Below are 16,844 nucleotides of genomic sequence, written 5' to 3'. Positions count from 1 at the left end.
AACAGATTCCGTGGCCCACCCGGCGGCCGGCGGCGGTTCGTCCCCGCTGTCATGCGCCAACTCCGCGATATGACTGCCCGCAGGGCACCGGCATCGGTCCATGTGGTTCGCTTCTTTTTTTAACTTGTCGAATTATAATGAAAAAAATGAGGGCCATCCGTGTTTTGCCTCTTTTGTCAGAAAACGGTGAGGATATTGTTTTTTTGGTGTCAGAATTCCGTGAGGAAGGTAAAGTCGGTGCGGCGCACGACGCCCATGACGCGGTGGTCGAGCTGGAACCGGGGGAGAGACGAAAAAGAGCGTAATGACGGGTTGTTCCACCGATCGTTGTGCCGCCGCGCCGCTCTCCAGCCTTGCATTTTTTTCGAGGAGGAACAACGAACATGGCCATTGGTCTTCTTGCCAAGCTGCTGCCGCCGCCGGAGAACAAGTTCTACAATTTTTTCGAGGACGGGGCCGAGGTCATCGAACTCTCCTCCCAGCTCTTCTACCAGATCGTCCATTCCGACCTCAAGCAGCGGGAAGAGTATCTCATCCACGCCAAGACCTACAAGCGGCGGGCCGTCGAGGCCATGGAGGGCAGCCTCACCCTGCTCAACGCCTCTTTCATCACGCCGATCGACCGGGAAGACATCCAGCTCATTTCGACCAACCTGTACAAAAGCACCAAGGTCATTCTCAAGGCCTGCGTCAATCTGCGGATTTACAAGATCGACTCCTACAACGACATCGTCAAGACCCAGGCCGAAGTGCTGATCAAGTCGGCGGAGGAGTTGCGGACGATCATCTCGATGCTGAAGAAGAACGCGCCGCTCAAGGAGATCACCGCCTGCAACTACCGGATCAAGGATATCGAGAATCGCGGCGACGAGATCCTGTTCACCGCCACCGAGGAGATCTTCTCCGGCAAATACGACGCCCTCTACGTGCTCAAGATGCGCGACATCTACAAGGGCATCGAAAACGCCATGGACATCTGCTCGGTCATTTCCGACCTGATCGTCAACATCGCGCTCAAGCACAGCTGACCGTACGCCATTGCTGCACCCCGACCGGCGCGGCAACCGTGCCATCCGGCGGGGGGCACGGAAAAGAGACACGACCCCATGGTTCTCACTCTGCTCATTTGTGTCATCCTCACCGCGCTGGTCTTTGAATACATCAACGGCTTCCACGATTCCGCCAACGCCATCGCCACCGTGGTGTCGACCAAGGTGCTCACCGCCCGCGCCGCCGTCGTCTACGCCGGCGTGCTCAACGTCGCCGGCGCCTTCATGGGCACCCATGTGGCCAGCACCATCGGCATGGGGATCGTCGACTCGGAAAGCGTCACCCAGGGGGTCATCCTCTGCGCCCTGCTGGCGGCCATCATCTGGAACCTGATCACCTGGTACTACGGCATCCCCTCCAGTTCCTCGCACGCCCTGATCGGCGGCCTGATGGGCGCCACCATCTCCAAGGCGGGCTATCACGTCGTCCATTTCGACGACGTCACCAAGAAGGTGCTCATGCCCATGATCACCTCGCCGGTCATCGGCTTCGGCATCGGCTTTGTCTGCATGATCGTCATCCTCTGGCTCTGCTCCCGGGCCCGCCCCAATTCGGTCAACAACTGGTTCCGGCGGCTGCAGCTGGTCTCGTCGGGCATCATGGCGCTCAGCCACGGCAGCAACGACGCTCAGAAGACCATGGGCATCATCACCCTGGCACTGGTCAGCTACCACACCCTGCCGACCTTCGAGGTGCCCTACTGGGTCATCCTGGGCTGCGCCGTGACCATGGGCCTGGGGACCATGGCCGGCGGCTGGCGGATCATCCGCACCATGGGCAGCAGGATGATCAAGCTCAAACCCGTCCACGGATTCGCCGCCGAAACCTCGGCCGCCGCCGTCATTCTCACCGCCTCCCACTTCGGCATTCCGGTCAGCACCACCCATATCATCTCGACCTCGATCATGGGCGTGGGCAGCACCAGGGGGGCCAACGCCCTCAAGCTGGGCATCGTCGGCAACATCGTCATGGCCTGGGTTCTCACCATCCCGGTCTGCATGGTGATCGCCGCCATCCTCTACCGCGTTCTCCCGGTCTGACCGGTCGAACCGCGCCGGGACGCGGGCGCAGAAGCCGGGTCGATGGACCCGGCTTTTTTTGTCCTTTCTTCCCGCCCGCGCCGCGGGCCGCATACCGCCGGGTGATCCGGGCGATTGCGCGTCCCGAAATCGCGGCGATTGCGCCGGCGGCCCGGCCGCGATACAGTGGGCGGGTGGCCACGCGGGCAGCGCGCCCGGGCCGTGGCCGTTTCGCGTCATGAACAGTGAGGCCCGATGGGAACTTCCCGCCGCCCCATTTCCCTGCATCGTTTTGTCTACCGGACCCTGACCCTGCGGCTGGCCCTCATGGCCGCCGCCGCCGGTCTGTTGGCCGCCGGCCTGGTCTATGTGGCGCAGGAGCGGCATCTTGGCGCCCAGGTCATCGAGGAAACGCGCAACGAGGTGGGGCTGCTGGTCCTGCGCACCCAAGCGGTGAGCCGGGAATCGGGGATGGACGGGCACGCCGCCTTCCGGCAGGCGCTGGCCGGACGCATCCAGGCCTACCGGGAAGGGGAGAGAGGGGCTTACGTCTATGCCTGTTTCTCCGGTCCGGACGCTCCTGATATCGTCGAACTGCGCGACCCTGGCTATGCGCTGGCCGAGGAGGTGCGCCGGTTCATCGCCTCCCGGCCCCGCCCGCACCCCGGAACCGGCGAATTGGCCGAGATCGTCTTTCTTGGAGAACGGATGCATGTCCATGTGGTGGTGCCGCTCCAGGACCAGGCGGGGCAGAGGATCGGCTCTGTGCAGGCGATCTTCGCACCCTCCGAAGCCACGCTCGCCGGCATCCGCGCCACCTTGCGGCGCGCCGTTTTCCTGACCGTGCTGGTCGTGCTCGCCACCAGCGGTCTGCTCTATCCGGTCATTCTCAACCTGGTGGGCAGGCTGACCCTTTTCTCCCGCACCCTGCTGGAGGCCAACCTCGAAACCCTGTCCCTGCTGGCCAGTGCCGTCGCCAAGCGCGACAGCGACACCGACATGCACAACTTCCGGGTGACCCTGTGCGCCGTGCGCCTGGCCGAGGCGCTGCATCTGGGCACCGGCGAGATCCAGGCCCTGATCAAGGGCGCCTTTCTCCACGATGTCGGCAAGATCGGCATCCGGGACAATGTCCTGCTCAAGGCCGGCGGATTGACCGAGGAAGAACGCGGTCTGATGCAGGAGCATGTGCGGCACGGCATGGACATCATCGCCGGTTCGGCCTGGCTTCGCGACGCGGCCCCGGTGGTCGCCAGCCATCACGAGCGCTTCGACGGCAGCGGCTACCCCCTGGGCCTGGCCGGCGAGGCCATCCCCCTGTTGGCGCGGATTTTTGCCGTGGCCGACGTCTTCGACGCCCTGACGTCGCGCCGGCCGTACAAGGAACCGCTGTCCTTCGAGGCGGCCATGACCATGGTGCGACAGGGGCGGGGCAGCCATTTCGACCCCGCGATTGTCGATGCCTTCGAAACCGTTGCCCCGGAATTCTCTCTTTTTTGCACGACCCGTGGAGATCAGGGCGTGCGCGACGAACTGAGGATGGTGGTGGCCCGGTATTTCAGCGAGGGCGCGGTGGTGCTGTATTGAAACGCCGGCACCGTGACGGTGGCGGCGAGAGCCCTGTCCCCTTTCCTCTGTAACAGCGCGGTGTTTTGGTTTTTCCGAGCGCAAGCGGGTTTGCCCGACATACCGAGTGGCCACGCCGCGCCGCTTCCCCCTGACCCGGGAAGGGCGTTGGCTGAGCGGTGGTTGGCGCTGAGCGTAGCGAAGCCCGACGTGCAGCTTTATAGGGAAGGCGGGCGGGCGGCGGGACCGAACAGGCCGGTCAGTCGGCGGACAAGATGCCTGATGCCCCGCCAGAGCAGGGGCAGCAGGCAGAGGCAGGCCAGCACGAAGAGGCCGAGACAGACGAGGAACAGCCAGGGGTGCGTGACCGCGATCCACAGGCCGGCCAGCACCGCCGCATCCTCGCCGATGGAAAGCGCCCAGTTGGAAAAGGGCTCGGGCGACGCGTTGACCAGGATTCTGGTGCCGGCCTTGAGCGCGTGGGCGCCGGCGGAGACGGTCCCGCCGACCAGGGCCGCCACGGCCGTGACGGCCGGGTCGACCTCGCCGATTGCTCCGGCCGCCAGCACGGCTCCGGCCGGGATGCGGATGAGGGTGTGGAGGCTGTCCCAGACCGAGTCGACCCCCGGCACCTTGTCGGCCAGGAATTCAGCGAGATACATCGTGGCGGCCGCGCCGATCACCCAGGGATGGGCCAGCACCTGCAGATCGGGGGGCAACGGGATCGCCCCGTTCGCGGCCAGGAGTCCCACCACCAGCAGGGCGGCATAGAGATTGATGCCGCTCGCCCAGGCCAGGCCCGTGGCCAGGGCGAGCGTGCCGGTGATGGGGTCGGCGGTGGCCATCCCCGGGGTGGGTGCCTAGTTCTGGCGGATGGGGTTGATGACGATCACCACGCGCCGGTTGACCGCGTCGCTGGAGGAGATGGGCTGCGACTTGCCGTAGCCGACCGCCTCGATGCGCCGGGAATCGACGCCGCGCTGGGCCAGGGCGTTCTTGACCGACTCGGCGCGGCGTTCGGAGAGCCGCTGGTTGTACTCGACGCCGCCCTTGGTGTCGGTGTGCCCTTCGACCCGGATGGTGGTCTGCGGGAAGTTGTTCAGCACGTTGGCGACCCGGTTCAGCTCGCTGTAGGCGCCGGGCTTCAGTTCGGCCGAGTTGAAATCGAAGAACATGTCGCTCTTGAAGGTGGCGGTGAGGACGTCGTTGTCGCGCTGGATGCTGGCCGCCTCGATCTGCTGCAACTGTTGCTCCTGCTGATCCATGTAGGCGCCGATCTGGTTGCCGGCGATGCCGCCCAGCACGGCACCGATGCCGGCGCCGACCAGCGTGCTCGTGGTGTTGTGGCCGATGGCCTGTCCGAGCAGGGCGCCGATGCCGGCCCCGGCGGCGGCGCCGACCCCGGTTCCGGTCTGTTGTTTGTTGGCGCCGGCGCAGGCGGTCAGCATGGCGGCCAGAGCGAGAATGGCGGAACATCTGATCACGTGATTCATAACAGCTCCTTTGGTCGAATTGTGAAATGAGGGGAAATCCGGCCGGTCGACAAACCTGTCGGCGATCCGGAGCGCATCCTTGCGGCTTGAGCGATGACAAATCATAGCATCTTTAACGGAAATGGAAAACGAAATCCCCGCCTCCGGCCGGGGGACGGCCCGCTTTGCCGGAGGCACGCCCAGATTCAGATCGGCTGATCGAAGCCGGCGCCGGCTTTGTCCCGGCGCGGGCTCCTGCCGAAGTCGGGCCGGTGTTCCACGGCGTCGCAGGCGCGGCGGAAGGTGAGCAGCGTCCTCTGCGCGAGGTGGAGCAGGCTGCCGGCCGGATACATCCCGTTTTTGTTGGCGCGACCGGCGGGCATGCCGGTGAGCAGTTCCAGTCCCTCGGTCACCCGTTCCACGGCGTGGATGTGGAACAGGCCCCGGCGCACGGCGTCGACGACCGCATGATCGAGCATCAGGTGGCGCCGGTTGCGGTGCGGGATCAGCACTCCCTGGCTGCCGTTCAGGCCGGCGGCGGCGCAGAGCCGGAAAAACCCTTCGATCTTTTCGTTGATACCGCCCACCGGCAACACCTCGCCATGCTGGTTGAGGGCGCCGGTCACCGCGATTCCCTGCCAAACCGGCACGCCCGCCAGCGACGACAGCAGGCCATACAGCTCGGCGCAGGAGGCGGAGTCGCCCTCGATGCCGCTGTATTCCTGCTCCAGGACAAGGGAGGCGCTGAGGGCCAGCGGCGTGTTGCGGGCGAAGAGCGCCGCCAGATAGTGCTGGAGGATGAACACGCCCTTGTCGTGGATGGGGCCGGACAGGGCCACCTCGCGCTCGATGTTGACCAGGCCCTCCTCGCCGGCATGGGTGCGGGCGCTGACCCGCACCGGATGGCCGAAGCGGTGATCGCCCAGATCGACCACGCTCAGGCCGTTCACCTGGCCGACCTGCCCGCCATCCAGGGAGATGAGCACCTCGCCGTCGGCCACGGCCTCCCGCATCAGCTGCTCGGGATAGTCGTGGCGCCAGGATCGCGCCGCCAGGGCCGCTTCCACATCGGCGGGCGCGACCGGGCCGTCGTGCCGCTGGCGGCACAGGGCCGCGCTTTCCACGACCAGGGCCGCGGTCCGGCCGAAGAGCGCGCTCTGCCGGGTGCGGTCCTCGGCCTCCCGGTGGCTCTGCTCCAGGAGGCACGCCACGGCGGCCGCGGAAAAATGGGGCAGGCCGAGTTTGGCGCAGGTGCGGGCAACGAAGACGGCGGAGGCCCTGCGGGTGGCATCGGTGGCGTCGAACCGGTCGGCGAAGTCCACCTTGACGCGGAAGCGGCGGGCAAATTCGGGATCGTCCTCCTGCAGTTCGTAATAGAGATCGCGCGAGCCGATGAGCACGATCTTGACATCCACGGCCACCGGTTCGGGCGCCAGGGACACCGCCGCGATCGGGGCATGGGCCGTGCCCGGTTCCTCGATCCGCACCTGGCCGTTGCGGAGAAAACGGCGCAGTTTTTCCCAGACCAGGCCGTCGGCCAGCAGGTCGCGCAGGTGCAGGAGGAGAAAGCCGCCGTGCGCCCTGAGCAGGCTGCCGGCGCGAATGCGGGAGAAATCGGTGACCAGCACGTCGTTTTCCCCCTGGTATTCGATGCTGCCGAACAGCGAGCGGTACAACGGGTTGTCCTCGACGATCACCGGTGCCCCGCAAAGGCCGTCGTTGTCCACGATCAGGTTGACCCGGTAGCGGGACAACACCGTATCGAGCGTCTCCGTGGCCGCTTCGTCGTCTGCTTCGGGAGATTTGAACAGGTCAAGGTGGTCGAGGATATCGCTTCTGACCTGCGCCAGATAGGCGGCGAGGGTGCGTCCGGCCTCGCTCTCGCCGTCGATTTCCGGAAGAATCCCGCCGCATTCCCGCTCCAGCAGCGGATCGACCGTCCGCCGACGCAGGGTGGCCAGCGCTTCGTGCATCGCCTGTTCCAGGGGCCTGGTCCGCTCGAAATAGCGGTTGATCTCCGCCAGCAGTTCCTGCTCCTTTTGTTCGATCTCGTTGCGTTGGTCCCTGGGCAGGGCCAGCATGTCATCCTCGCTGAGGGCATGGCCGTCGGGGCTGCGCAGGGTGAAGAGGATGTTGTCCGCCTCCCGCCGCATCGAGAAAGCGCGGGCCTCGGCAAAGGCGTCGAGTGTGGTGAAGGCGCGGGATTCCTCCTGCTTGTACGACTGGACGAGGCGCTCGCTTTCCACCTTGAAGTCCGGGCCGCCCAACTGCTGCGGGATGGCGGCGAGCAGGGTCCTGATCATCCTGGCCATGGCCTGGCGCAGGACGCGGCCCTGACCGGCGGGCAGCCGGAGGGCCTGCGGCCGCTCCGGGGCGTCGAAGTTGTGCAGATAGCAGAGGTCCGGCGGGGTTGGTCGGCGGGCCGCCGCGGCCTGCATGGCCTCCCTGAGCAGAGAGGACCGGCCGCTGCCGACCTCGCCGAGGACGAACAGGTTGTAATCGGCCTGTTCCATGGCCAGCCCGAAGAGGGCGGCGCTTTCCGCCCGCTCCTGGCCGATCCAGGGGAGATCGTGGTGCAGCAGGGCCGAGGTGTCGGCGAACCCCAGGGAGTCGGGGGCGATGGTCAGACGCAGTTCGGCAGGAGTCAGGGTGGTCATGGGCATGGGTGCGAAACGTTTGCGTGGAAAGGAGACGGGACGGCCGGGCAAGGATCGGGAACGGCCGCAGGGCCTGGCGGCCGGCCGTGCCCGCATCCCTTCGGCATTGGAGAGGTACAAAACGGGCCAGGGGAAGTCAACAGCTTTTGCCGGCGGCGCGGGCATCGGGCCGGGCGCGGTTCCAGCGCCGGCCGCGCGGGGCTATCCCTTGTGACAGACGATTTTCCCGGTCAGGCTCAGGTCGTAGCCGCGCAGGGTTCGTGCGGCCTCCTTGAACGGTTCGGACTGGAGCAGCCCGATAAAGGCCTGAACCGATTGTTCGGCAACAATGTCCCCGGCCACCAGCAGGTCGAACCGCTCCCAGCACAGGGGGATGAAACCGAGGTCGAGGTTGCCGGCCACCGCCTCGATCCCCGGCCCGGCATCGGCCCGGCCGGCCAGGATTGCCAGGCCGACATCCAGGTGGTCCGCCAGTTCGTGGTGATAGCCAGCGATGCCGTCGCCCGCGATCCCCGCCCGCTGCAATTCCCGGTCGAGCAGCCGGCGGGCGGTGGTGCCGAGCGGGCGGTTGGCCAGCCGCAGGCCGGCACGGCCGAGATCGGCCGCCGACAGGATGCCCAGGGGATTGTTCTTCCGCACCAGCAGGCCGTGCAGGCGGCGGCAGAAAGTGATTGCCACCGGCCTCGGCGCGGACGGCCGAGTCTGGTCGGGAACAGCGGGGTCGGGCTCGTCCTCCGGGAGGGCCTGGCTGGTGGCGATATGGCAGAGGTTGGCGCGCAGGGCCCGGAGCCCGCCCATGCCGCCGACATGGCCGAACACCGCCAGATGTCCGGCATAGGTGCGGTTGAACAGGCTGATGGCGGTGTCGAGCAGAAGGTCGCGGCCGCCCGCCAGCACGATCAGCCGCTGATTCGAGGCCAGGGGCCGGCCGGGGTCGGGAAAGTTGATGGTGTTGTTCTCCACCCACTGTTCGATCAGGTGCCGGGGAAAGAGCCATTTGCCAGCGATCTTGGTGGCGGGCATGCCCTTTTCCGCCACCAGGGTGTAGACCATCTTTTCGTGGATGTTGAGGAATTCGGCAACCTCTTTGGTGGTCAACAGGGGATGCATGGCATATCCGTGAAAAAAAATGGGGCGGCCGGTCACGGGAACAGGAGCACCGTCGCCTCCGTGCCCTGGTCCAGACCCGCGATGTCGCGGCCGATGGGCAGCAGGCCGTCGGCCCGGACCAGCGGGCTGAGCAGGCCGGGCTTGCCCGGAACTGGAAGCACCAGAGGCAACATGCCGTTAGCTTGCGGTTCGAGGCGGACGCGGACATAGTCTTCCCGGCCGATTGCCGAGGAAAGCGATTGGCCGAGGATCGCCCGCACGGCCGGCAGCCCCAAGGTCGCGCCCAGACCGGTGTAGTGCCTGAGCAGCGGACGGACGAAACAGATGAAGCCGATGAGTGCCGAGGCCGCATGGCCGGGCAGGCCGAACAGGGCCTTGTTGCCCTGTCGGGCGAGGATGGTGGGCTTGCCGGGCCGGACCGACACGCCGTGCACCAGGACCTCGGCACCGGGGATGGCGGCGAAGACCCGGCCGGTGAAGTCGCGCTTGCCCATGGAGCTGCCGCCGGTGAGCAGCAGAACGTCGGCCCGGGCCAGCGCCTCGGTGCAGCGGGCGAGCAGGCGGTCGAAGTCGTCGGGACAGATGCCGCCCGGCAGGGGCAGGCCGCCGGCTTCCTCGACCAGGGCCGTCAGGGTGGTGGAATTGACGTTGCGGACCTTGCCCGGCGGCGGCGTCTGCTCGGGTGGCACCAGTTCGTCGCCGGTGGAGAGAATCGCCACCCGCGGCTGCCGATGGACCGGCACCGAGCCGATGCCCAGGCTGGCGAGCAGGCCCAGGTCCTGGGGCCGCAGGCGGCGGTTCGCTTCGAGTACGACCGTACCCGGCCTGCAATCCTCGCCGGCCCCGGTCACGTTCTCCGCCGGCGCCACCGGCCGGCACACGGCCACCGTTTGCCGGTCAGGGGAGTTGGTCTGCTCGATCATGACCACGGCATCGGCCTCCTGCGGCAGCTCGCCGCCGGTGGAGATGCGGACCGCCTGGCCGGGCGCCAGGGTTAGCGCCTGGCCGGAACTGCCGGTGACGATCTCGCCGATCACGGCCAAGCGGACCGGGTTCGAGGCGGAAGCGCCGCGGGTGTCGGCGGCCCGGACCGCGTAGCCGTCCATGAGCGAGCGGGAAAAGGGCGGCAGCGTCTCGCCGCTGACGAGCGGTTCGGCGAGGACGCGGCCCCGCGCCTGGACAAGCGGGATCGTCTCGGCCGTCAGCGGGGCGAACTCGGCGAAATGGCCCATGAATTCGACCGGGGGAAGCTGCGCGTAGGTATCGTTCATGTCGTGGTCCGGGGCGTCCGCTCCGGTCAGTAGCCGTCCTGGCGGAAGAGATGGCGGTGGCGGCTTTCTCCGGCCGAGGTCACCAGGATGGCCGCCGCGCCGTCCAGCGGGCATTTGTTTTCGCAGATGCCGCAGCCGATGCAGAGGTCGTCGACCACATAGGGCTGCCGGACCAGGACCCGTTCGCCCTTGCTGTTTTCGGTTTCGATTTCCCGGAACTTGATCGCCTTGTCCGGGGTCGGGCAATGCTCCTCGCAGACGATGCACGGCGTGCCCGAGGCGTAGGGCAGGCAGCGGTTCTTGTCGAAATGCGCCCGGCCGATGATCACGGCCTGTTTGTCGATTCTGCCGAGTTTTCTGATGGCGCCGCTGGGGCAGACCTGGCCGCAGAGGGTGCAGTTGTACTCGCAGTAGCCGAGGCGGCCGATCAGCCGGGGAGTGAACACTCCTTCCAGGCCGGCCTCCAGCCAGGTGGCGTGAAGGGCGTTGCCGATGCAGACCTTCATGCATTCGCCGCAGCGGAGGCAGAGGTCGAGGAAATCCGGTTCGGCCAGGGCGCCGGGCGGCCTGATCAATTGCGGATCGCCGTGGCGGGCCAGCGGCCGGGAGGGCAGGGCCAGCGGGGCCAGCGCGCCCGCGGCCAGCGACGCCAGGATCGCGCGGCGGGACAGGTTGGCGGTTTGCCCGTTGGTCGCGGCCTGGCCGTTGGCGGCGGCAACACGCTTCAACCCGTAGCCGATGCGGGAACGGGGACAGTGGCTGACGCAATCGAGGCAGAGGGTACATTCCGCCGTGGCGATTTCCCTCGATTCGCCGATGGCGGCCATGGGGCAGACCAGGCGGCACTGGGTGCAGCGGCCGCACTCGGCCGAGCCGCCGCGGAGGCGGAATAGGGAGAACCGGGCGGTCAGGGCCAGCAGCGCCCCCAACGGGCAGACCTTGCGGCAGAAGAAGCGCGGCTCCAGCCGGCTCAGCCCCAGCACCGCGAGCAGCAGGAAAAGCGACAAGACCGAGAGGTTGTATATTTTGGCGCTGAAGGGGAGGATGGAGCGCTTGAGCAGCGCGTAGGCCGGTTCGGTCACCGCGTTGACCCAGTCCGGCGCCTGCTGGTAGGTCCAGGTGAAGAGGATGGTGGCGGCGTGGTCCAGGGCCGGCTGCACCGAAAAGGTGAGGCCGCGCACCAGAAGCGAAAAGGGATCGAGGTAGCCGGCCAGGGGCAGGCCGAGGCAGGCGGCGGTCAGGAGAAAAAGGAGCAGCAGATACTTGAGATGCCTCCGGCCGGGCTGCGGCAGGGTGGTGGTGGCGCGTCCGACCAGGCGGCGGCTGGCGTCGATCAGGCTGCCCATGGGACAGACCCAGCCGCAGAAGAAGCGGCCGAAGAGTAGGGTCAGGCCGAGGGTGAGCAGGGCCGGCAGCATGAGGGCGATGACCGCCCTGGCCGCCAGCATGGCCGCCGCGGCGAGAAAGGGATCGATGCGGAAGAGGAGGTTGACCGCCCAGTTCAGCTCGTCGACACCGGCATAATCGGTTGTGACGAACAGGGTCAGAAACAGGAGCAGAAACAGGGTCTGGCCGAGCGCGCGCCAGGTGGACGGCGCCGGGAGTAAGGCGGGCCGCCGCATCAGGCCTCCATCACGGTGATGCGGTCGAGCGCCATCTCGCCCAAGCCCAGCGCGTGGGCCGCCACCGTGGAGGCGATGGCCTCGGGCTGCAAATCGAACAAAGTGGTGGCATAGGCGTCGGCGGCCACCGGATCGATGGCGGCGATCAGGGTGTCCATGCGGCGCACATCGGCGAGATTGCCGCCCTGCGGCCCGTTGTCGAGCAGGATGCGGGTGGCGTCGATGAGGGTCAGCCTGGGCCGGACCACCGTGGCCAGGTCGGCCAGGCTCTGGCCGAGATCGTGGTGGAGCGAGCCCCGGTTGCCGCCGATCACGCCCATGGTGTTCTTCAATCCCAGGGTCAGCCGGGACAGGCCGTGGTGCTTGGCCACCGGCAGATTGATGTAGCAGTCGCAGTCCAGGGCGTCCTTGTAAATTTCCCAGCGGGTGAGCGCCTTGCCCCTGGCGATGTCCACCGGCACGAACTTGCGCTGGTCGATGTGCTCGATCACCGCGCGGCTGTCGTTGAGGTCGCGGACCGCCCGCTCGATGCCGCTGTTGGCGTAGCAGCGCCGCTGCTCGTTGCAGGTACGGTCGAAGACCAGCACCTTCTTCGCTCCCGCCTCCAGGGCCTGCCGGACCACGGCCTGGACCACCTGGGGATGGGTGTTGGCCCCCTGTTCCGGGTTGCGGTCCCAGCCGATGTTCGGCTTGACCACCACCCGGTCGCCGGGCCGGACGAACCGGCCCATGCCGCCGAGCGGTTGCAGCACCCGCGTCACCAGGGCGCCGTAATCCCCGCCCTTGGCCACGCCGAGCAGGGGTTGGGGGGCATCCTCGGCCAGGGTCTCGGCGAGGACGGTGAACCGGGGCACGGCCAGGGTGGCGCCGGCCGACCAGAGCAGGACATCGCGGATGAATTGCCGTCTGTTCATGGATACCTCCAGCGGGCATACGGGGTGGGCACGGTGTGGCGGCAACGGGGCCGCAGGGGCGCGGGCAGGGGCAACGGCGAAATTGTACCCGGTGGCAGGGGGAAAAACAACGAATTACAGCCCCCCGGAGATGGCCGGCGGCCGGCAGCGGCTTTTCGCCGCTCATTCGATGGCGTATTCGAGCAGCTTGCGGTAGAGGGTCTTGCGGCTGATGCCCAGGGTATCGGCGGTTTTCTGGCGGTTGCCGCCGTGGAAGTCGAGCATCCGCAGGATGTGCTGCTTCTCCACCGAGGCCAGGGTGAGGTCGGTGCCGCCGGCATCCGCCGACTCCACCATCTCGCGCGGCAGGCAACGCTCGGTGATGATCCCGTTTTCGGCCAGGATGATCGAGCGCTCGATGACGTTGCGCAACTCGCGGATGTTGCCCGGCCAATTGTAGTTGAGGATGCAGGCCATGGCCCGCTCGACGATGCGGTACTGGGTGGAGTCCGGGCTGAGGCAGGTGAGGAAGTAGTCGACCAGCAGGGGCAGGTCCTCCTTGCGGTCCCGCAGGGCCGGGATCTTGATGCTGAAGGCGTTGATGCGGTGGAAAAAGGCCTCGTTGAACCGGCCCGCTTCCACCTCCTCCGCCAGGTGGCGGTTGGTGGCGAAGAGAAAGCGGATGTTGACCTTGCGCTCCTCCTTTTCGCCGACCCGCCGGTAGGTGCCGGTTTCCAGCACCCGCAGCAGCGAGGCCTGCACCTCCATGGGCAGGTCGCCGATTTCGTCGAGGAAGAGGGTGGAATCGTGGGCAAAGGAGAGCAGGCCCTCCCGCGATTCGTTGGCGCCGGTGAACGAACCCTTGACGTGGCCGAACAGTTCGCTGCGGGCCAGCTCCTTCTGCAGGGTGGCGCAGTTCTTGACGACCATCGGATGGCCGGCCAGGGGGGAGCGGCTGTGGATCAGCCGGGCCACCACGTCTTTGCCGGCCCCGGATTCGCCGGTGATCAGCACCGGAATCCGGGCCGGGGCCACCTTTTCGGCCAGGAAATGGATCTCGCGGATGGCCTGGGAGTTACCGATGAGCCGGACCTGCTGCCGCCGCTCGTGGCCGGTGGAGTGGCGGAGCATGGCGTTTTCCCGCGACAGCAGCACCCGCTGGTGGGCCTTTTCCACGATCAGGTCGAGACGGTCGAGATTGAACGGCTTGCGGATGAAGTCGCAGGCGCCCAGCTTCATCGCCTCCACCGCGATGTCGACGTCGCCGTGGCCGGTGATCATGATCACCTCGATGTGGGGGATCGATTCGCGGATGCGGATCAGGAGATCGAGGTCGGAAACGTCCGGCAGCCACAGATCCATGATGATCACGTCGAACCAGTGGCTGCGCACCATGGCCATGGCCTCGGCGCCGTCGGCGGCGGTGAGCACCTCGCGGTTCTTGTTGCGGAGTTCCTTGTGCAGCAGCCGGCGGATCGATTCCTCGTCGTCGACCACCAGAATGGAATATTTTTCTCTGTCCATCATGCCTCCATGCCCGGCAGGGAAACCTTGAACGACGAGCCCTTGCCCACGGCGCTGGTGACGCTGATTTCCCCGTTGTGGTTGTTGACGATCGAATAGCAGGTGGACAGGCCGATGCCGATGCCCTTGCCGACCGGCTTGGTGGTGAAAAACGGTTCGAAGAGTTTGTCGTGCATTTCCAGCGGGATGCCGCAGCCGGTGTCCTCGATGATGAGGGTGACGCGGTTGTTTTCCTCGGTCTGGGTCCGGATCAGGATGCGGCCGCCGGCCCCGGTGGCGTCGAAGGCGTTGGTGAGCAGGTTGATGATCACCTGCTTGAGTTGGGATTCGTCGCCCAGGATGAGCGGCAGATTCTCCCGCAGGTCGGTGTGCAGGGTCAGGTCGTGATGCTCCTTGAAATGGTGCTTGAGGATGAACAGGGTGTCAGTGACGCACTGGTTGAGATCGACATGGCCGAGGCTGGGGGCGGTGGGGCGGCTGAAGGTCAGGAGCGTCTGCACGATGTCGCGGCAGCGCAGGCATTCCTTGATGATGGTTTCGGTGTACTCCTTGAAATCGGCGTGGAGTTCCTCGTCGACGAGGCCATTCAGCTTGGCGTTCCGACGCTTCAGCCCCTCGGCGAACCCGAGGATGGCGGTGAGCGGATTGTTGATCTCGTGGGCCACGCCGGCGGCCAGGGTGCCGACCGTGGCCATCTTCTCGGCCTGGTAGAATTGGGCCTGAAACTCCTTTTCCAGGGTGACGTCGCGCTTGAAGAGCAGCACCTGGCGCTCGCCGGTGCCGGTCTTGAGCGGCGAGGCGATGATCTCGTAGTGCTTGAAGGCATCGCCGACCTTGTAGATGCACAGGTCCTTGACGATCTGGTCGCTGTCCAGGGCGCGCAGGGCGGGACAGTCGTCGCAGTGGCTGTCTTCGCCCCGGAAGATCCGGTGGCAGTGCATGCCCATCGGGTCGATGCCCGGAAACCACTCGGTGAAGACATGGTTGACCCGCTGGATGGTCATATCCTCGTTGAGCACCACCATCAGGTCGGTGATCCCGTCGAGCAACGCCTGGATTTCCTTGCGTTTTCTTTCAAGCTCCAGGTTGGAGCTCTTCAACTGCTCCACCTTCTGCTGCAACTCCTGGTAAAAGCCGAGCTTGCAGTGCTCGATGCCGACCAGGTCTTCCAGGGTGGTGGTGTGGGGCATCACCAGACCTCCTCGCAGATGCGATGAAATTCCTCCCAGGTGGCCGGGCGGGGATTGGTCAGGTTGCAGGCGTCGAGCACCGCCATCTTGCACAGGTTCTCCAGGTGGTGCCGTTCGCTCTCCGGAATGATTTCCGAAAGATGCAGGGCGACATCGAAGGAGGCGAAGAACTCGTCGAGCTTCTCGATGCCGGCCAGGGCGGTCGCCCGGTCGGAATGGAGGCGGCGGTTGAGGATCACCCTGCCGATTTCCGCCATTTTTTGCGGGTTGATGTCGAGGTTGAAGCGCATGACGCTGGTGAGCAGAATGGGGTGGACGACGCCGTGGCGCATGTCGAAGTGACCGCCCAGGGAGTGCGCCAGGGCGTGCTCGGCGCCGAGGCCGGCATTGGAAAAGGCCATGGAGGCGGACACCGAGGCGATGGACAACTGCTCCAGGGCGTCGAGCGAACGGGTGGCCACGGCCCGCGGCATGTTGGCCAGGATGAGGTCGATGGCTTTGAGCGAGTGCATCTCGGTGAAGGGCGAGGAGATGCGCGACATGTAGGCCTCGATGGCGTGGGCCAGGGCGTCGACCGCGCTCTGGATGATCAGGGACTCGCTCTTGGTGCGCAGGATCAGCGGATCGACGATCGAGATGTTGGGCACCAGCGTCCTGGTGATGATCGACATCTTGACGCCGCGCTTCATGTCGGTGATGATGCAGAACTGGCTGATGTCCGAACCCGAGCCCGCGGTGGTGGTGATGAGCATCATCGGCGGCAGCGGCCGCTGCACCCGGTTGGCGCCCTCGTAGTCGCGGATCTTGCCGCCGTTGCTGGCGATGATGGCGATGCCCTTGGCCGTGTCCATGGCGCTGCCGCCGCCGATGGCGATGATCACGTCGGTGCCGTTCTTGGCGTAGAATTCCGCCCCCAGCTCCACCTGGAAATCACGGGGATTCGAGGTGACGCCGGGATAGTAGACCCATTTGATGCCTTCCTTCTCGAGGATGTCCATCAGGCGCTGGAGCCAGCCGGCCTGCTCGATGCCCTCGTCGCTGACGAGGAAGACCTTTTTGGCGCCGAGCCGCAGGGCGCATTGGCCGGCATAGTTCAGGCTGCCCCGGCCGAAGATGATTTCGGGGATGGCGAATTTGGTGGTGTCCATGCTGCTGTCCAGTGCTGGTGGTGTTCGGATGTACCGGCGTGCCCGCCGCGAGCGGAACGGAACCGTGGGAATCGTTCCAACCCGGTGGCCGGGTGTGCCCGGAAAGAGAGAGCATCTTTCATGCCGGGTGTCGGGTATGATGCGCCAGATCGGCGGTTGGGCGCCGGCATGGAAGAAATGACCCGTTTCCGGCCCGGTAGCGGGGTGGTTCGCCGGATTTCAGCGGGAATCATACCCGGAAACCGGCGACGCATGGAAGAAGAATCGGGTCGTTGTGACGTGTTGAGTGCGGGAATCGGGTTGTTTTGACCCGTTCGGCGCC

The 16,844-nt window shown here is 66.2% G+C and carries 14 protein-coding genes; 4 read left to right on the top strand and 10 right to left on the bottom strand.

The window, feature by feature from the left end:
* The first annotated feature begins 137 nt into the window (after positions 1–137).
* The 4 genes from Q362_RS23485 (at position 138) to Q362_RS19485 (ending at position 3,656) form a co-directional block, all read left to right on the top strand.
* Complete coding sequence (locus tag Q362_RS23485; protein ID WP_157469927.1) at positions 138–305, top strand: hypothetical protein; 168 nt, start codon at positions 138–140, stop codon at positions 303–305.
* Between the two features lie 78 nt (positions 306–383).
* Complete coding sequence (locus Q362_RS0106660) at positions 384–1,028, top strand: DUF47 domain-containing protein (RefSeq protein WP_028318054.1); 645 nt, start codon at positions 384–386, stop codon at positions 1,026–1,028.
* 78 nt (positions 1,029–1,106) lie between these two features.
* Positions 1,107–2,090, top strand: coding sequence for an inorganic phosphate transporter (locus Q362_RS0106655; RefSeq protein ID WP_028318053.1), 984 nt, complete (start codon positions 1,107–1,109; stop codon positions 2,088–2,090).
* A 234-nt stretch (positions 2,091–2,324) separates the two neighbouring features.
* Entirely contained in the window at positions 2,325–3,656 is a 1,332-nt protein-coding gene (locus Q362_RS19485; RefSeq protein ID WP_051553789.1) for an HD-GYP domain-containing protein, read from the top strand.
* A 197-nt stretch (positions 3,657–3,853) separates the two neighbouring features.
* Here the strand turns inward: Q362_RS19485 and Q362_RS19480 are convergent, their stop codons facing one another.
* The 10 genes from Q362_RS19480 to Q362_RS0106600 all read right to left on the bottom strand — a co-directional run bounded on the left by Q362_RS19480 (position 3,854) and on the right by Q362_RS0106600 (position 16,522).
* Complete coding sequence (locus Q362_RS19480; protein WP_035215859.1) at positions 3,854–4,480, bottom strand: DUF4126 domain-containing protein; 627 nt, start codon at positions 4,478–4,480, stop codon at positions 3,854–3,856.
* Between the two features lie 15 nt (positions 4,481–4,495).
* The gene (locus Q362_RS0106640; RefSeq protein WP_028318052.1) at positions 4,496–5,128 is read right to left on the bottom strand and encodes a YiaD family glycine zipper/OmpA-like lipoprotein; all 633 of its coding nucleotides are present in this window, start codon (positions 5,126–5,128) and stop codon (positions 4,496–4,498) included.
* Positions 5,129–5,313: 185 nt separating this feature from the next.
* Positions 5,314–7,770, bottom strand: a complete 2,457-nt coding sequence (locus Q362_RS0106635) for an AAA family ATPase (protein WP_028318051.1) — start codon at positions 7,768–7,770, stop codon at positions 5,314–5,316.
* Positions 7,771–7,965: 195 nt separating this feature from the next.
* The gene (locus Q362_RS0106630; RefSeq protein WP_028318050.1) at positions 7,966–8,874 is read right to left on the bottom strand and encodes a helix-turn-helix transcriptional regulator; all 909 of its coding nucleotides are present in this window, start codon (positions 8,872–8,874) and stop codon (positions 7,966–7,968) included.
* 32 nt (positions 8,875–8,906) lie between these two features.
* Positions 8,907–10,145 carry a molybdopterin molybdotransferase MoeA gene (locus tag Q362_RS0106625; protein ID WP_028318049.1) on the bottom strand — a complete coding sequence of 413 codons (1,239 nt, stop codon included), beginning with the start codon at positions 10,143–10,145 and terminating at the stop codon, positions 8,907–8,909.
* A gap of 26 nt (positions 10,146–10,171) precedes the next feature.
* Complete coding sequence (locus Q362_RS19475) at positions 10,172–11,767, bottom strand: 4Fe-4S binding protein (protein WP_035215857.1); 1,596 nt, start codon at positions 11,765–11,767, stop codon at positions 10,172–10,174.
* On the bottom strand, positions 11,767–12,681 hold the full coding sequence (locus Q362_RS0106615) for a DUF362 domain-containing protein (protein WP_028318048.1): 915 nt from the start codon (positions 12,679–12,681) through the stop codon (positions 11,767–11,769). Before Q362_RS0106615 ends, Q362_RS19475 begins: the two co-directional genes overlap by 1 nt.
* Before the next feature lie 162 nt (positions 12,682–12,843).
* On the bottom strand, positions 12,844–14,184 hold the full coding sequence (locus Q362_RS0106610; RefSeq protein WP_028318047.1) for a sigma 54-interacting transcriptional regulator: 1,341 nt from the start codon (positions 14,182–14,184) through the stop codon (positions 12,844–12,846).
* Positions 14,184–15,374: a two-component system sensor histidine kinase NtrB gene (locus Q362_RS0106605; protein ID WP_028318046.1), complete on the bottom strand. Its 1,191-nt coding sequence runs from the start codon at positions 15,372–15,374 to the stop codon at positions 14,184–14,186. Before Q362_RS0106605 ends, Q362_RS0106610 begins: the two co-directional genes overlap by 1 nt.
* Positions 15,374–16,522 (bottom strand): iron-containing alcohol dehydrogenase, encoded by a 1,149-nt coding sequence (locus Q362_RS0106600; RefSeq protein ID WP_028318045.1) that lies wholly within the window; start codon positions 16,520–16,522, stop codon positions 15,374–15,376. Before Q362_RS0106600 ends, Q362_RS0106605 begins: the two co-directional genes overlap by 1 nt.
* Positions 16,523–16,844 lie beyond the last annotated feature (322 nt).

It is taken from the genome of Desulfobulbus elongatus DSM 2908 (assembly GCF_000621145.1).
GTDB lineage: Bacteria > Desulfobacterota > Desulfobulbia > Desulfobulbales > Desulfobulbaceae > Desulfobulbus > Desulfobulbus elongatus.
Note: the sequence above shows the minus strand (reverse complement) of the source record. Positions and strands in the feature narration are given on the sequence as shown.

Coding starts and splice junctions, on each gene's coding strand:
- Q362_RS23485 (WP_157469927.1), top strand. CDS start 138: ATGAAAAAAATGAGGGCCATCCGTGTTTTGCCTCTTTTGTCAGAAAAC.
- Q362_RS0106660 (WP_028318054.1), top strand. CDS start 384: ATGGCCATTGGTCTTCTTGCCAAGCTGCTGCCGCCGCCGGAGAACAAG.
- Q362_RS0106655 (WP_028318053.1), top strand. CDS start 1,107: ATGGTTCTCACTCTGCTCATTTGTGTCATCCTCACCGCGCTGGTCTTT.
- Q362_RS19485 (WP_051553789.1), top strand. CDS start 2,325: ATGGGAACTTCCCGCCGCCCCATTTCCCTGCATCGTTTTGTCTACCGG.
- Q362_RS19480 (WP_035215859.1), bottom strand. CDS start 4,480: ATGGCCACCGCCGACCCCATCACCGGCACGCTCGCCCTGGCCACGGGC.
- Q362_RS0106640 (WP_028318052.1), bottom strand. CDS start 5,128: ATGAATCACGTGATCAGATGTTCCGCCATTCTCGCTCTGGCCGCCATG.
- Q362_RS0106635 (WP_028318051.1), bottom strand. CDS start 7,770: ATGCCCATGACCACCCTGACTCCTGCCGAACTGCGTCTGACCATCGCC.
- Q362_RS0106630 (WP_028318050.1), bottom strand. CDS start 8,874: ATGCATCCCCTGTTGACCACCAAAGAGGTTGCCGAATTCCTCAACATC.
- Q362_RS0106625 (WP_028318049.1), bottom strand. CDS start 10,145: ATGAACGATACCTACGCGCAGCTTCCCCCGGTCGAATTCATGGGCCAT.
- Q362_RS19475 (WP_035215857.1), bottom strand. CDS start 11,767: ATGCGGCGGCCCGCCTTACTCCCGGCGCCGTCCACCTGGCGCGCGCTC.
- Q362_RS0106615 (WP_028318048.1), bottom strand. CDS start 12,681: ATGAACAGACGGCAATTCATCCGCGATGTCCTGCTCTGGTCGGCCGGC.
- Q362_RS0106610 (WP_028318047.1), bottom strand. CDS start 14,184: ATGGACAGAGAAAAATATTCCATTCTGGTGGTCGACGACGAGGAATCG.
- Q362_RS0106605 (WP_028318046.1), bottom strand. CDS start 15,374: ATGCCCCACACCACCACCCTGGAAGACCTGGTCGGCATCGAGCACTGC.
- Q362_RS0106600 (WP_028318045.1), bottom strand. CDS start 16,522: ATGGACACCACCAAATTCGCCATCCCCGAAATCATCTTCGGCCGGGGC.